The organism is Nitrobacter sp. (genome assembly GCF_051535215.1).
Lineage (GTDB): Bacteria > Pseudomonadota > Alphaproteobacteria > Rhizobiales > Xanthobacteraceae > Nitrobacter.
The window spans coordinates 247,620-261,277 of the sequence record NZ_JBPPLY010000002.1; the positions used below are offsets into that span (position 1 = coordinate 247,620).

Genomic DNA, 13,658 nt, shown 5'->3' on the forward strand with positions numbered 1-13,658 from the left:
GCGTGGCCGTCGGCTGCGGGAGGCATCATGAAGATTGCAATAGCGAAGGAAATCGATCCGTCGGAGCCGCGGGTAGCCGCGTCTCCTGACACGGTGAAGAAGTTCAAGGCGCTCGGCGCAGATGTCGCCATCGAGCCGGGCGCCGGAATCAAGTCTGGAGTTCCGGATTCGGACTTCGTGGCCGCGGGCGCCGTGGTCAGCGCCGACGCGGTTCAGGATGCCGACATCGTCATCAAGGTGAAGCGTCCGGAAACCAGCGAGCTTGCACGCTACAAGCGTGGCGCGCTGGTGATCGCGATCATGGACCCCTACGGCAACGAAGCTGCGCTCAAGACGATCGCGGACGCCGGTGTGTCTGCCTTCGCGATGGAACTGATGCCGCGCATCACGCGCGCCCAGGTCATGGACGTGCTGTCGAGTCAGGCGAATCTCGCCGGCTACCGTGCCGTCATCGAGGCGGCCGAAGCCTTCGGTCGCGCGTTTCCGATGATGATGACCGCCGCTGGCACCGTACCGGCCGCGAAAGTGTTCGTCATGGGCGTCGGCGTTGCCGGCCTTCAGGCGATCGCCACCGCGCGCCGTCTCGGCGCCATCGTTACCGCGACCGATGTCCGTCCCGCGACCAAGGAGCAGGTGGAAAGTCTCGGCGCCAAATTCCTCGCGGTCGAGGACGAAGAGTTCAAGAACGCGCAGACCGCCGGCGGCTACGCCAAGGAAATGTCGAAAGAGTATCAGGCCAAGCAGGCTGAACTGACTGCCGAACATATCAAGAAACAGGACATCATCATCACGACCGCGCTGATTCCCGGACGCCCGGCGCCGAGGCTCGTGACCGCCGAGATGGTGCGTTCCATGAAGCCGGGCTCCGTGCTGGTTGATCTCGCGGTCGAGCGCGGCGGTAACGTCGAGGGTGTCAAGGCCGGCACAGTCGTCGATCTCGATGGCGTGAAGATCATCGGCTTCACCAATGTCGCGGGCCGCGTCGCTGCCTCGGCCTCGAGCCTTTATGCCCGCAACCTGTTTTCGTTCATCGAGACGCTGGTCGACAAGACGACCAAGGCGCTGGCGGTGAACTGGGACGACGAACTGGTCAAGGCGACCGCGCTGACGAGGAACGGCGCGGTCATCCATCCGAATTTCCAGCCGAAAAGCGCGTGAATGTTATTGTCCGTCAACGCGCGCCGCTTTCCTACCTCTCTCCGCCGCGGAGAGGTCGCGCCGCCTGGCGCGGGTGAGGGGCCGCGTCCATATCCGACATTTCTCCACTCCTCACCCGGCTCACTGCGTTCGCCGGCCTCTCCCCGGGGAGAGGTGAAAGAAGCAACGAGGTTCTGATGGAACATATCGTTGAGGCCGTTGATCCCTTCGTGTTCCGGCTGTCGATTTTCGTCCTGGCCGTGTTCGTCGGTTACTTCGTTGTGTGGTCGGTGACGCCTGCGCTGCATACGCCGCTGATGTCGGTCACTAACGCGATTTCGTCGGTGATCGTGGTCGGCGCGCTGCTCGCCGTCGGCGTCGGCATGATTTCGGCCGGCTCCGGCTGGGCGCGAGCCTTCGGGTTCGTCGCGCTGGTCTTTGCCTGCGTGAATATCTTCGGCGGCTTCCTCGTCACCCAGCGAATGCTGGCGATGTACAAGAAGAAGCAGAAGTAGATTTTTTCGATGCTGGGTTACTTTCAGTGTCCCGGATGCGATGCGGCACGCCATGCTGCATCGCTGATCCGGGACCGCCACAGTTTGGGACGGCCCCGGTTCTGCGTCGCATCGCGTTGCGTTGCGCCGCGTCCGGGACAAGACGTCGGGGCTCCGCCATGAACGCCAATCTTTCCGCGCTGCTTTATCTCGTCGCAGGCGTCTTGTTCATCCTGTCGCTGCGCGGGCTGTCGAGTCCGGCGTCGAGCCGGAAGGGCAACTTCCTCGGCATGACCGGCATGGCGATCGCGGTCGCGACCACGCTCGCGGCGCATCCGCCCGCCGACGCCATGGCGTGGGTTCTGGTGATCCTCGGTGTTGCGATCGGCGGTGGCATCGGCGCGGTGATCGCGCGCCGGGTGCCGATGACGTCGATGCCGGAACTGGTGGCGGCGTTTCACTCGCTTGTCGGCATGGCGGCGGTGCTGGTGGCCGCGGGCGCGTTCTATGCGCCGGAAGCTTTCGGCATCGGCACGCCCGGCAATATCCATGCGCAGAGCCTGATCGAGATGTCGCTCGGCGTCGCTATCGGCGCGTTGACGTTCACAGGCTCGGTGATCGCGTTCCTGAAACTGTCGGGTCGCATGAGCGGCGCGCCGATCATTCTGCCTGCGCGTCACATCATCAACATTGTGCTCGCTCTCGCGCTGATCTTCTTCATGTACGGCCTGGTGATGTCGGGCAGCGTGCTCGACTTCTGGGTGATCACGATTCTTGCGCTTTTGATCGGCGTGCTGCTGATCATCCCGATCGGCGGCGCCGACATGCCGGTCGTGATCTCGATGCTGAACTCGTATTCCGGCTGGGCGGCGGCCGGCATCGGATTCACGCTCGGCAATTCGGCACTGATCATCACCGGCGCGCTGGTCGGCTCCTCCGGCGCGATCCTGTCCTACATCATGTGCCACGCGATGAACCGCTCGTTCATCTCGGTGATCCTGGGCGGCTTCGGCGGCGAGACCGGCGCGGCTGCTGCTGGCAGCGGCGAGCAGAAGCCCGCCAAGCTCGGCTCGGCGGAGGACGCCGCCTTCATCATGAAGAACGCCTCCAAGGTCATCATCGTGCCCGGCTACGGCATGGCGGTGGCGCAGGCCCAGCACGCGGTGCGCGAAATGGCGGACGCGCTGAAGAAGGAGGGCGTCGAGGTCAAATACGCGATCCATCCGGTCGCGGGCCGGATGCCCGGCCACATGAACGTGCTGCTGGCCGAGGCCAACGTGCCCTATGACGAGGTGTTCGAGCTCGAGGACATCAATTCGGAATTCGCCCAGGCCGACGTCGCCTTCGTCATCGGCGCCAATGACGTCACCAATCCGGCGGCGGAAGAAGACAAGTCCTCGCCGATCTACGGTATGCCGGTCTTGCAGGTCTGGAAGGCCGGGACCGTGATGTTCATCAAGCGCTCGCTCGCGTCGGGCTATGCCGGCATCGATAATCCACTGTTCTATCGCGACAACACCATGATGTTGCTTGGCGACGCCAAGAAGATGACGGAGAATATCGTCAAGGCGATGTGATACGGCGGAGTTCAACAGCGGGAGGCCGATATGGCTGACAACAAGGCGAAGCGCGGGGGTGGTGATCGCCGCCTGATTTCGTTGAGTGAGGCCTACGAGGTCCGCTACTGGGCCAAGAAGTTCAAAGTCACTCCGTTGAAGCTGAAGGCCGCTGTCAAGGCGGCGGGCCGTTCGGCGAAAAAGGTCGAGGCCTATATCAAGCTGCAGAAACACAAGGCCAGTGACAGACTGCTGATTGCGCTGAGCCAGCCTTACGAAGTCAGCTACTGGTCGAAGAAGTTCAAGGTGACGCCCGCAAGGCTTCGCGCCGCTGTGAAGGCGGTCGGGCATTCCTCGAAGAAAGTCGGCGCTTACCTCGCTCCCGGCAAGGCCGCCAAAAAGAAGACCTCGGTCAGGAAAAGCGCGGCTGTGAAGAAGGCGGCTGTGAAGAAGAAGGCAGCTCCCAAAAAGGCTGGGACGACCAGGAAGGCGAAAAAGGGCGTTCGCAAGCGCGCCGCATAGGCCTGCCGCCTGTGAGCGCGCATGGTTCGATGCCTCGCTCGGCGTGGGTTTTTCCCGCTCTGGCCGTGTTGTTTTACGGCGCAGTGACCGGTCTCGGCATCACCTTCGTCCCGTCTGTGACCGGCATCCTGTTCGCGGTCGTGCTGCTGGTAATCCTGTTCGGCACGGTTTTCGCGGCCGTGCACCACGCCGAGGTCATCGCGGAGCGGATCGGCGAGCCATACGGAACGTTGCTGCTGACGCTTGCGGTCACCATCATCGAAGTCTCCCTGATCGCGACTATCATGCTGGGCGACAAGGCGGTGCCGGAACTGGCGCGCGACACCGTGTTCGCGGTGGTCATGATCGTCTGCAACGGTCTGGTCGGGACCTGTATTCTGGCCGGCGGGCTTCGTTACCGCGAGCAGGAATTTCAACCGGCTGGAGTGAACATCTATCTCAGCGTGCTGATCGTGTTCGCGACGATCACGCTGGTGATGCCGAACTATACTCTGACAACGCCGGGGCCGCTGTATTCGCAATTGCAGCTCGGTTTCGTCAGCGTCGTCACCATCATGCTCTACGCCGTCTTTCTGTACACGCAGACGGTCCTGCATCATGACTATTTCATTGTCGGGCATAGCGCCGATGGCGGGGAGGGACCTGCCTCGAACCGCCTGCTGACGCTGAGCGTCGCGCTGCTGCTGATCTCGCTGCTCGCCGTCGTGCTGCTGGCGAAGAAGTTCTCGCTGGTGATCGACGCGGGCATCGCGGTAGTCGGCGCGCCGGAAGCCCTTGCCGGCGTGCTGCTGGCGCTGCTGGTTCTTTTGCCGGAAAGCGTCGCGGCGCTAGCGGCCGCGCGGCAGAACGATCTGCAGAAGAGCATCAATCTCGCGCTCGGCTCTTCGCTGGCCACGATAGGCCTGACGATTCCGGCCGTGGCGGTGGCCGCCTACGTCATGGACAAGCCGCTCGAACTCGGTCTCAGCTCTCAGAAGATGATCCTGCTCGGCCTGACGTTCCTTCTCAGCATGCTGACCTTCGGAACCGGCCGGACCAATATCCTGTTCGGAATGATCCACATCGTCGTGTTCGCGGTCTACATCTTCATGGTGTTCGTGCCATAGTCCGCACCCCATTCGCCGACGCTTCGCCTGATGCCTTGAGGATCATCATGTCTCAACGTTCTCTGCGCCGGATCAGACGCCGCGCGTATCTGGCCGTGGCGGCAGGGGCGATAGCCTCCGCTGCTGTCGGCCAGGAGATGCCGGACCACGAACGCATGAGTCATGAACATATGGGCCATGCCGCCTCAGGCGGAATCTCCCATCATTCTCACCCCGTCCATCCAGTGAAGCGGAAACACGGGGCGGCGAAACGAAAGCCTCTAGCGCCGACCATGGCGCACATGGATACGGCACACATGGATCATGGGGCGATGGGTTCCGCGCATACAGGGCACGGAATGGACGGCCACGGCTCCATGCCCGGGTTTCTCGGACCCTACATGATGGCGCGCGAGGCGTCGGGAACGAGCTGGCAGCCGGACACCTCGCCGCACGAAGGGCTTCACCAGCAGTTCGAGGCCTGGAGCGTGATGACCCATGGCTCCATCAACCTGAATTACGACCAGCAGCCCGGCCCGCGCGGCGCCGACAAGACTTTCGTCAGCGGCATGCTCATGACCATGGCGCAGCGGCCGCTCGGAGACGGCACCTTCGGCATGCGCGCCATGCTGTCTCCGGAGCCGCTGATGGGCGCGTCCGGCTATCCGCTGCTGCTGGCAAGCGGCGAGACCGCCGACGGCGTGTCGCATCTTGTCGATCGCCAGCATCCGCACGATCTGTTCATGGAACTGGCGGCGACGTACAGCCATAACATCACCGCGAACTCGAGCGTCTTCGTCTATGGCGGCCTGCCGGGCGAACCCGCGCTCGGGCCGCCGGCCTTCATGCATCGCCTCAGCGGCATGGACAATCCGGAGGCGCCGATCAGCCACCATTGGCTCGATTCGACGCACATCACGTTCGGCGTGGTGACGGCCGGTCTTGTTCTCGACAACTGGAAGTTCGAGGCGTCGACCTTTCGCGGCCGGGAGCCCGACCAGTACCGCTACGACATCGAACGGCCCGCGCTCGACAGCTTTGCCGGCCGGGTGAGCTGGAATCCGGTTCGTGAATTGTCGCTGCAGGTGTCCTACGGGCACCTGAATTCGCCGGAGCAGCTCGAACCGGAGGTCAATGAAAACCGCCTGACGGCGTCGGCGATCTACACCACGCCGTTCGGTGACGGGCATCTGTGGAGCGCGACGGCGGCCTGGGGTCGCAAGATGCTGAGCCCGGGGGAAACGCTGGACGCCTATCTGTTTGAGAGTTCCGTGATTCTGAAAAACAACTGGACGCTGTTCATGCGCGCGGAACAGGTCGCTGAAAATGAACTGACCCACCACATTCCCGGTCTCGAAGAGGGAGTTTTCAGCGTGGGCAAGGTCTCGGTCGGCGGAATCTACGATTTCATCCGTACCGATCATGCCAAGTTCGGCATCGGCGGATTGGTCAGCCGCTACCTGCTGCCCGACGAGCTGAAGCCGGTTTACGGGCGTGACCTGACCGGCTTCATGGCGTTCGGCCGAATCAAGCTGCTCTGACGGCGGAGCCGTGAAAAGCCGCGCTCCCGGTGTCCAGCCGGCAAGCTGCGTCGCGCGGACCGACATCCCAAAAACGCGATAACCGACACGAAACGTGACGTGGGCCACCACCTTGCCACCGATCAGTCGCGATTGATCCCTCAATCGGCCCAAAAGTTTCCGCATCAGACAGCGCTGGAGAGGCCGGCCATGCTGAAATACGCTTCAAAGTTCTTTTTCGAAAAGATCCTGCCGTCCGTGGTGGCGACGGTGACGGGCGCCTACATCGTCAACCACTACATCGTTGGCAAGCCTGCCGACGCATCGGCCCCCGCCGCCGTGTCGTCCGCGGTGGTGCCCGAGAAAGCGGGTGGTGCCGAAGGCGGCGTTCGCGCCAAGGGCATTTCCGAAAAGGCGGTTGCGACGGTGCCTGCCGAGAAGGTTCAGCCCGAGATGACGGCGGAGAAGCCAGCCGAGAAGCGGGCAGAAACCGCGTCCGCGCCGGCCGCCATGAAGAAACATCAAACGGCGCGGCGCGGCGAAAAAGCCGCCGCCAAGGTCGCGTCCGTTCCGGCGCAGACGGGCTCTATCCCGGACGATCTTCGCGACGCCAACGATCTCGCGCGAGCTGCGATCGACCGTCTGCGCGGCACCAACGAGGCGGACCCGCGTATTGAAGGTTCGCGCTCCCGACCGGATGTCACGCGAGCGCAGCCGGACGCCGACCGCCGCCCGACCGAATCAGCCCCGCGCCTGCAGGATGTCGCGCGCGCGGCGCCGGCGATGCAGCCGCTCCCGCCACCGATCCAGGTGTCCGCGCCTGCTGTCGAAACTCCCGCGCTTGATGCGGCAGGGGCCGGGGAGGGCTTGCCTTCCAACCGCGCCGACGACCGAGCGCGGCTGCCGGTTCCGCCCGCGGACATTCCGCAAGCCTCGGGACGATTCGATCCTGAGGCCGGTGCGGCGGCGCAGACGAGCGCCCATACCACGGTCGCGGACGACATGCTCTCGGCAGCGAAATCGGTTGTCCAAGCGGTTCTGCCGAAATAGCCGCGGGCCGCGTTTGTATTTTCGAGCGAAGGGGGAGGGTTTGCGTCAAGAAAACCCGTCAAAAACAAAAGGCTTGGCAAAGCCTGAATAGCCCGTCGGCGCGCCGCCGACCGGGCTCGATCACAAAACAAAAACGCGGGGCTGGAACCCCGCGCTTTTTATGTCTGATCGGAAGCGCTCGTTCAGCGCGGTCCGCGAGGACCGGCGCCCGGTCCACCACGGCCTGCGCCTGGTCCAGCGCCAAAAACCGGTTTCGGCTTCATCGGCAGCAGGCCTTCGCGCTGCATCTTCTTGCGCGCGAGCTTGCGGGCGCGGCGGACAGCTTCGGCCTTTTCGCGGGCCTTCTTTTCGGAAGGTTTCTCGTAATGACCGCGGAGCTTCATTTCGCGGAAAATCCCCTCGCGCTGCATCTTCTTCTTCAGCGCCTTGAGGGCTTGATCGACATTATTATCGCGAACGAGAACCTGCACGCGGCATCCTCTTTCAATTGCACGAAGTGAGAAATGGGTCAGAAGCAGGAGGGCCGACAAAGGCCATGCCCTCAGCATCAAGGGCGCCGATGTAACAGATCAAGCCCGTGATGTCCACCGCCAACCAGGCGGTTTGTGCATGGGACGGGCCGGAAAGTTAGGTGGATTCTTCCAAAAGTACCGCCATCGTGGCCGGGGAATGCTTCACAATGCGGCTTTTATGGTTCTTGATCCGGAACGATTGATCTTTGGAATTTAGAGGGAGGCGTGTCATGGATGTCAGGAAATACGCAGCCGAGCTGATCGGTACTTTCTGGTTGACCTTTATGGGGTGCGGCAGCGCGGTCATCGCCGCAGCCTTTCCGCAGGTCGGCATCGGGCTTCTGGGTGTCGCCTTCACCTTCGGCCTCAGCGTCGTCACCATGGCCTATGCGATCGGGCATATCTCAGGCTGCCACTTGAATCCGGCCGTGACTTTAGGACTGACCGCGGGCGGCCGATTTCCGGCCGGGCAGGTGCTGCCCTATATCATTGCGCAGGTGATCGGCGCGATCGCCGCCGCGGCGCTGCTTCATGTGATCGCCAGCGGGGCGCCTGGCTTCGATGTCGCCAAGGGATTCGCATCCAACGGCTACGGCGAGCATTCGCCGGGCCACTACAATCTCATGGTCGCCTTCATCACCGAGGTGACAATGACCGCCATGTTCCTGTTCGTCATCATGGGCTCGACTCATGGCAGGGCGCCCGCCGGTTTCGCGCCGCTCGCGATCGGGCTTGCGCTGGTGATGATCCACCTCGTCAGCATTCCCGTCACCAACACCTCGGTGAATCCGGCGCGCAGCACCGGTCCGGCGCTGTTCGTCGGCGGTTGGGCACTGGAGCAGCTCTGGCTGTTCTGGGTGGCACCGCTGATCGGCGGCGTCATCGGCGGCGTGGTCTATCGCGGGTTAAGCGGCGGCGAACCGGAAGGCGTTGTGGCGGGAAAATAGGCGGCTCACGTTTTGACGTCGCCATTCTTGACCTCGGTGACATGGCCCATCTTGCGGCCGGGGCGCTGCGCGCCCTTGCCGTAGATATGCACGGAGGCGCCGGGCACGGTGAGCCACTTGCTATAGTCAAGAATGTCGTCGCCGATGAGGTTTGTCATGACGACGCTGCCGTGCCGGACCGGCTTGCCGAGCGACCAGCCTGCGACGGCGCGGATGTGCTGTTCGAACTGCGAGACCGAAGCGCCGTCGAGCGTCCAGTGCCCGGAGTTATGGACTCGCGGCGCGATCTCGCTGACGAGCAGCTTCGGGCCGCCGGGACCCGCCACCACGAACATTTCCACGGCCAGCACGCCGACATAATCGAGCGCATCCGCGATCTTTTTCGCGATGTCGCGCGCCTGCGCGGCGAGCGTATCGGAAACCGCAGCCGGGACGCGTGAATATTTCAGGATGTGATCGCGATGCTCGTTCTCGGTCACGTCGAAGCATTCGACGCGGCCATCGGCGCCGCGTGCCGCAATCACGGAAATCTCGCGCTCGAACGGCACGAAGGCTTCCGCGATCGCCGATCGGGTGCCGAGATCGTCCCACGCCTGACCAGGATCGTCGCCGTCGCGGATGATGGCCTGGCCCTTGCCGTCATAGCCGAAGCGGCGGGTCTTGATCACCGCGGGCAGCCCGACCACCTTGATCGCTTCGCGCAACGTCTGCGGGGACGTGACGTCGGCATAGGGGGCGGTGGCGATACCCAGACCGGAAATGAAATTCTTCTCCAGCAGCCGGTCCTGAACCGTCTCCAGAATGCGATAGTCGGGCAGCACCGGCCGGCGCGCGGCGAGCACCATCGCGGTCGAAGCCGGGATATTCTCGAATTCATAGGTGACCACGTCGACGTCGGCCGCGAACAATTCCAGCGCCTCGACGTCCGCGTACTCTGCGCAGGTGGCGTTCTGCACGACGTCGAAGGCCGGCGAGTCCGGATCCGGCGAGAACACCTGGCACTTGAGGCCGAGGCGCGCCGCCGCCAGCGCCAGCATCCGGCCGAGTTGCCCGCCGCCGAGAATGCCGATGGTGTCGCCCGGCTTGAGCGTCACCCGCCGAGAAGCGCTCACGCCGATCCCTCCGGGCGCTCGCCCACGGCGTCGGTCTGCTGCTTGCGCCAGGCGGCGAGGCGTCCGGCGAGCGCCGGGTCGCTGAGCGCGAGCACACTCGCCGCCAGCAGCGCCGCATTGATGGCGCCGGCCTTGCCGATCGCAAGCGTTCCCACCGGAATTCCGGCCGGCATCTGCACGATCGAATACAGCGAGTCGACCCCGGCCAGCGTCTTTGATTCCACGGGCACTCCGAGCACCGGGAGTTCGGTCAGCGACGCCGTCATGCCGGGCAGGTGCGCGGCGCCGCCCGCGCCTGCGATGATGACCTTGAATCCCTCCGCCTTGGCGCCCCTGGCGAATGCGAACAGCCGCTCGGGGGTCCGGTGCGCGGATATGATTCGCGTCTCGCTGGCCACGCCAAGCGCGGTCAGAGTGTCCGCAGCGTGACGCATTGTTTCCCAGTCCGACTGGCTTCCCATGATGATGGCGACGGCGGCGGTCATTTATTTATTTTATTTCTTTCGGGAATCCGGAAAACATGGTGCGGATTATAGGAGGGTGCCTTGACGGGGCAAGCGGTGGGGACTGAACTATCCTGTCTTGGTGAACGACGGCAAGCCTGTGGCGATGAAAAAGACCTCGAAAGCGTCGGCTTCAACCGTTGCAAAACGCAAGGCGAGCCGCCGCAAGACGGCGCCGGCCGCGCCCGCGCCAAAGCGCCCGACGGTGCCACAACGTGATGTCGCGACCGAAGCCAGGGCCACGATCCGTCGCCTCAAGACCCGGCTTGCCGCCGCGCAGGCGCGGATCGCGGATCTGGAGGCGTCCGCGGATACCGATTTTCTTCTCGGCGTCCTCAATCGCCGTGGCTTCGAACGCGAACTGCGCCGCTCGGTCGCCTATATCCGGCGCTATCATGCGAACGGGGCGCTGTTCGTGCTGGACGTCGATCGCCTGAAGCCTATCAACGACGCGTTCGGTCACGCGGCCGGAGATGCGGTGCTGAAGGCCGTGGTTGCGGCGCTGTCCCGGCACGTGCGGTCCTCCGATCTGATCGGGCGGCTCGGCGGCGACGAGTTCGCGCTGCTGTTGTGGAATCTCAGCGAAACCGACGCCAGGGCCAAGGCGTCGGCTCTGGAGGAGACCATCGACGGGCTGGCGCTGACGTTCGGGGGGCGGGCGATCACCACCGGCGCGTCGATCGGGGTAGCCATCCTCGGGCCGCACGCCGACGCCGACGCGGCGCTGGAGCAGGCCGACTGTGCGATGTACGTCCGCAAGGCGCAGCGGCGGAGCAGTTGAGAGGCGGCGGTATCGGCGGGGGCGGTGAGCCCGTTTTTCAGGCGATGATATCCGGCGTGATCTGGTCTTCGATGAAGGCGATGCGGTCGCGCAACTGCAGCTTGCGTTTCTTCAGCCGCTGCAGGCGCAGCAAATCGGGCGCGGGCGATTGATGCAGGGCATCGATGGCGGCGTCGAGATCGCGGTGTTCCTGGTTCAGCCGGGCGAGCTCAGCTCCGAGTTCGCGCTCTTCTTCGTCGGTCATGAGTTGAATCGTGAAGAGTTTGCGAAAAGTTGGAGGTTTCAGCTAGATCACGAACGTGATCGATTCCAATATTTTAGAGCGGGCTGCCGACAGAAAACCGCAACACTTTTCTTCATCCCGCTCCAGGCGAATTATTGTCCTTGCCCGCGCGCCGCGCAAGCCGCCAGCAGGTCCCTCCTTACGGTTCATTTTCCGAATCCCGCAAATATGATCGATGTGCTTTTCTGCCCCATCGACAGCTGTCTGGGTTCATGTAAACTCACGAATTCGGAGCGAATCTGAGGTTGAAACCACCGAGGAGGTTCGAATGGCGATTCAGGCGCATCTCGCTGAACTGGAACGGAAACATCGGATCCTGGAAGGCGAATTGCACGATGCTCTCAGGCATCTTTCCACCGACGACCTGAGGATTGCCGAATTGAAGCGCCGGAAGCTGATGCTCAAGGATGAGATCGAAAGACTGAAACTCTCCGCGGTCGAGACCCTCCACTAAAATTATTCCAATCTTTGAGGGATCCGCGGCCTTTGCGTCGCCGATTGATCGCCGCCGTTGGCGCGGAGAATCGGCGCGGGCCTGATTTGTCGGGCTACGCCCCCGCCAGCGCGGCAACATGGTCCGCGATTGCGAGCGATGCCGTGAGGCCGGGCGATTCAATCCCGAACAGGTTGATGAGCCCGGCTACGCCGTGATCGGCTTGCCCCTCGATGATGAAGTCCTGCACGGCGACGGTCGGCGGCACGATTTTAGGCCGGATCCCGGAATAGGCCGGAAGCAGGGCGTCGTCCGGTAGTTCCGGCCAGTAACGCCGGATCGCCGGATAAAACCGCGCGGCCCGCGCCGGGTCGACGGCATAGTCCGGGCTGTCGATCCATTCGACGTCGGGCCCGAAGCGCGCCTGCCCCGCGAGGTCAAACGTCAGATGCACGCCGAGGCCGCCGGGCTCCGGCACCGGATAGATCAAGCGCGAAAACGGCGCGCGTGCGCTGCAACTGAAATAGTTGCCCTTGGCGAGGTAAGCCTGCGGAATGCGATCCGCCGGCATGCCTTCGATGCTGCGCGCCACGGCCGGCGCGCCAAGGCCGGCGGCATTGATCATGAGATCGCAGGCGAGCGTCATCGGCATGTCGCCGCCGGTTTCGATTGCCAGTCCTTGCGGCGTCGCCTTTGCGCGCAGCAGCGGCGTCAGAAAAGCGAACGCCGCGCCGTCCCGCTCGGCATCGCCCCGCAGCGCCAGCATATAGGCGTGGCTGTCGATAATTCCTGTCGATGGAGACAGCAGCGCGGCGACGCATTGAAGCGCCGGCTCGAGCGTGCGGGCCTCAGTGCCGCTTAGCGATTGCATGCCTTCGACGCCATTGGCCTCGGCGCGCGCCCTGATGGACTGCAACCTGCCGGCCTCGTGCTCGCTCGTCGCGACGATCAGCTTGCCGCAATTGCTGTGCGGAATGCCGTATTCGCGGCAGTATGCGTAAAGCGCGCGCCGGCCGCTGACGCACATCCGCGCCATCAGGCTGCCGGCGGAATAGTAGATGCCGGCGTGGATCACTTCGCTGCTGCGCGACGACGTCGCTGTTCCAATTGCTTCCGCCGCCTCGAGAACGACGACCTCGCGGCCGGATCGTGCCAACCGGCGCGCGATCGCGAGTCCAACCACCCCGGCACCGATGATGACGCACTCAACCCTGTCCATTCGCGGCCTGGTGTCCCAATCCGAAGTTCATCTTGCTGCGTTGCGCCCTCCGTAGCGAACTTCGGACTAGAAGGGATACTGGAGGCTTTCCGCTTCTCATGGAATCAGAAGCCAGGCTCTATCTTCACGCGAACCGGTCTCCATCCCGGGGTCAAGTCCGAGGACATGCTTCGCTCGAAAACGCTATAGCGAACTCATGATCTTCGGTGTGGTCGGGTTCTCGTTTGAGGGACTTGCGGAGAAGATAAAGCGAGCTTCCGACGGCCCGTTAGCAGGGCATTAATCATGAGAGACCAATTGTGCAATCCAGGGCGCATTTTTCGATCGCAGGGGTAAGTTTTTACCCGATTCAAACCCGTTGGGCCAGACACTCCACCGGCAGATCCCGGGGGCGCGATGACTGGCAAGAATTGGCAGGCGGGCGGCTATAACTTCGTTGCTGCGATGGGGCTCGTATACGCGGTCGTTGCGGCGACGTCTGCGGACGCGTTCGCGGCAGCCATC

The 13,658-nt window shown here is 63.5% G+C and carries 15 protein-coding genes; 10 read left to right on the forward strand and 5 right to left on the reverse strand.

Going from position 1 to position 13,658, the window contains the following annotated elements; genetic code table 11:
• Positions 1-27 precede the first annotated feature (27 nt).
• The 7 genes from ACS3WB_RS03805 (at position 28) to ACS3WB_RS03835 (ending at position 7,364) form a co-directional block, all read left to right on the forward strand.
• On the forward strand, positions 28-1,158 hold the full coding sequence (locus ACS3WB_RS03805) for a Re/Si-specific NAD(P)(+) transhydrogenase subunit alpha (protein ID WP_438274236.1): 1,131 nt from the start codon (positions 28-30) through the stop codon (positions 1,156-1,158).
• A gap of 176 nt (positions 1,159-1,334) precedes the next feature.
• Entirely contained in the window at positions 1,335-1,652 is a 318-nt protein-coding gene (locus ACS3WB_RS03810; protein ID WP_292618519.1) for a proton-translocating transhydrogenase family protein, read from the forward strand.
• A 158-nt stretch (positions 1,653-1,810) separates the two neighbouring features.
• Positions 1,811-3,208: an NAD(P)(+) transhydrogenase (Re/Si-specific) subunit beta gene (locus tag ACS3WB_RS03815; protein WP_438274237.1), complete on the forward strand. Its 1,398-nt coding sequence runs from the start codon at positions 1,811-1,813 to the stop codon at positions 3,206-3,208.
• A gap of 30 nt (positions 3,209-3,238) precedes the next feature.
• Positions 3,239-3,709: a DUF3606 domain-containing protein gene (locus tag ACS3WB_RS03820; RefSeq protein ID WP_438274238.1), complete on the forward strand. Its 471-nt coding sequence runs from the start codon at positions 3,239-3,241 to the stop codon at positions 3,707-3,709.
• Between the two features lie 11 nt (positions 3,710-3,720).
• On the forward strand, positions 3,721-4,815 hold the full coding sequence (locus ACS3WB_RS03825; RefSeq protein WP_438274239.1) for a calcium:proton antiporter: 1,095 nt from the start codon (positions 3,721-3,723) through the stop codon (positions 4,813-4,815).
• 311 nt (positions 4,816-5,126) lie between these two features.
• Positions 5,127-6,335 carry a hypothetical protein gene (locus tag ACS3WB_RS03830; RefSeq protein ID WP_438274240.1) on the forward strand — a complete coding sequence of 403 codons (1,209 nt, stop codon included), beginning with the start codon at positions 5,127-5,129 and terminating at the stop codon, positions 6,333-6,335.
• 189 nt (positions 6,336-6,524) lie between these two features.
• Positions 6,525-7,364 carry a hypothetical protein gene (locus ACS3WB_RS03835; protein WP_438274241.1) on the forward strand — a complete coding sequence of 280 codons (840 nt, stop codon included), beginning with the start codon at positions 6,525-6,527 and terminating at the stop codon, positions 7,362-7,364.
• Between the two features lie 182 nt (positions 7,365-7,546).
• Here the strand turns inward: ACS3WB_RS03835 and rpsU are convergent, their stop codons facing one another.
• On the reverse strand, positions 7,547-7,834 hold the full coding sequence (gene rpsU / locus ACS3WB_RS03840; RefSeq protein ID WP_292610358.1) for a 30S ribosomal protein S21: 288 nt from the start codon (positions 7,832-7,834) through the stop codon (positions 7,547-7,549).
• Positions 7,835-8,106: 272 nt separating this feature from the next.
• Here rpsU and aqpZ point away from each other — a divergent pair, with 272 nt between their 5' ends.
• The gene (aqpZ, locus tag ACS3WB_RS03845) at positions 8,107-8,823 is read left to right on the forward strand and encodes an aquaporin Z (RefSeq protein ID WP_438274242.1); all 717 of its coding nucleotides are present in this window, start codon (positions 8,107-8,109) and stop codon (positions 8,821-8,823) included.
• 5 nt (positions 8,824-8,828) lie between these two features.
• Here aqpZ and ACS3WB_RS03850 read toward each other — a convergent pair whose 3' ends face one another.
• Together ACS3WB_RS03850 and purE are read right to left on the reverse strand one after the other, a co-directional pair.
• Positions 8,829-9,935: a 5-(carboxyamino)imidazole ribonucleotide synthase gene (locus tag ACS3WB_RS03850; protein ID WP_438274243.1), complete on the reverse strand. Its 1,107-nt coding sequence runs from the start codon at positions 9,933-9,935 to the stop codon at positions 8,829-8,831.
• Positions 9,932-10,420 carry a 5-(carboxyamino)imidazole ribonucleotide mutase gene (purE, locus tag ACS3WB_RS03855; protein ID WP_438274244.1) on the reverse strand — a complete coding sequence of 163 codons (489 nt, stop codon included), beginning with the start codon at positions 10,418-10,420 and terminating at the stop codon, positions 9,932-9,934. The genes ACS3WB_RS03850 and purE overlap by 4 nt, the downstream gene beginning before the upstream one ends.
• Positions 10,421-10,544: 124 nt before the next feature.
• Between purE and ACS3WB_RS03860 the strand changes: the two genes are divergently transcribed.
• Positions 10,545-11,219, forward strand: a complete 675-nt coding sequence (locus ACS3WB_RS03860; RefSeq protein WP_438274245.1) for a GGDEF domain-containing protein — start codon at positions 10,545-10,547, stop codon at positions 11,217-11,219.
• Positions 11,220-11,256: 37 nt separating this feature from the next.
• On the opposite strand, the gene ACS3WB_RS03865 is transcribed toward ACS3WB_RS03860, so the two are convergent.
• Complete coding sequence (locus tag ACS3WB_RS03865; protein ID WP_438274246.1) at positions 11,257-11,463, reverse strand: YdcH family protein; 207 nt, start codon at positions 11,461-11,463, stop codon at positions 11,257-11,259.
• Positions 11,464-11,770: 307 nt separating this feature from the next.
• Between ACS3WB_RS03865 and ACS3WB_RS03870 the strand changes: the two genes are divergently transcribed.
• Positions 11,771-11,956: a YdcH family protein gene (locus tag ACS3WB_RS03870; protein ID WP_292610353.1), complete on the forward strand. Its 186-nt coding sequence runs from the start codon at positions 11,771-11,773 to the stop codon at positions 11,954-11,956.
• Between the two features lie 94 nt (positions 11,957-12,050).
• On the opposite strand, the gene ACS3WB_RS03875 is transcribed toward ACS3WB_RS03870, so the two are convergent.
• Positions 12,051-13,154 carry an NAD(P)/FAD-dependent oxidoreductase gene (locus ACS3WB_RS03875; protein ID WP_438274247.1) on the reverse strand — a complete coding sequence of 368 codons (1,104 nt, stop codon included), beginning with the start codon at positions 13,152-13,154 and terminating at the stop codon, positions 12,051-12,053.
• Positions 13,155-13,658: the final 504 nt, after the last annotated feature.

Bases quoted from the DNA above. Each gene is read 5' to 3' on its own strand.
- ACS3WB_RS03805 (WP_438274236.1), top strand. From the start codon at position 28: ATGAAGATTGCAATAGCGAAGGAAATCGATCCGTCGGAGCCGCGGGTA.
- ACS3WB_RS03810 (WP_292618519.1), top strand. From the start codon at position 1,335: ATGGAACATATCGTTGAGGCCGTTGATCCCTTCGTGTTCCGGCTGTCG.
- ACS3WB_RS03815 (WP_438274237.1), top strand. From the start codon at position 1,811: ATGAACGCCAATCTTTCCGCGCTGCTTTATCTCGTCGCAGGCGTCTTG.
- ACS3WB_RS03820 (WP_438274238.1), top strand. From the start codon at position 3,239: ATGGCTGACAACAAGGCGAAGCGCGGGGGTGGTGATCGCCGCCTGATT.
- ACS3WB_RS03830 (WP_438274240.1), top strand. From the start codon at position 5,127: ATGGGTTCCGCGCATACAGGGCACGGAATGGACGGCCACGGCTCCATG.
- ACS3WB_RS03835 (WP_438274241.1), top strand. From the start codon at position 6,525: ATGCTGAAATACGCTTCAAAGTTCTTTTTCGAAAAGATCCTGCCGTCC.
- aqpZ (WP_438274242.1), top strand. From the start codon at position 8,107: ATGGATGTCAGGAAATACGCAGCCGAGCTGATCGGTACTTTCTGGTTG.
- purE (WP_438274244.1), bottom strand. From the start codon at position 10,420: ATGACCGCCGCCGTCGCCATCATCATGGGAAGCCAGTCGGACTGGGAA.
- ACS3WB_RS03860 (WP_438274245.1), top strand. From the start codon at position 10,545: ATGAAAAAGACCTCGAAAGCGTCGGCTTCAACCGTTGCAAAACGCAAG.
- ACS3WB_RS03865 (WP_438274246.1), bottom strand. From the start codon at position 11,463: ATGACCGACGAAGAAGAGCGCGAACTCGGAGCTGAGCTCGCCCGGCTG.
- ACS3WB_RS03870 (WP_292610353.1), top strand. From the start codon at position 11,771: ATGGCGATTCAGGCGCATCTCGCTGAACTGGAACGGAAACATCGGATC.
- ACS3WB_RS03875 (WP_438274247.1), bottom strand. From the start codon at position 13,154: ATGGACAGGGTTGAGTGCGTCATCATCGGTGCCGGGGTGGTTGGACTC.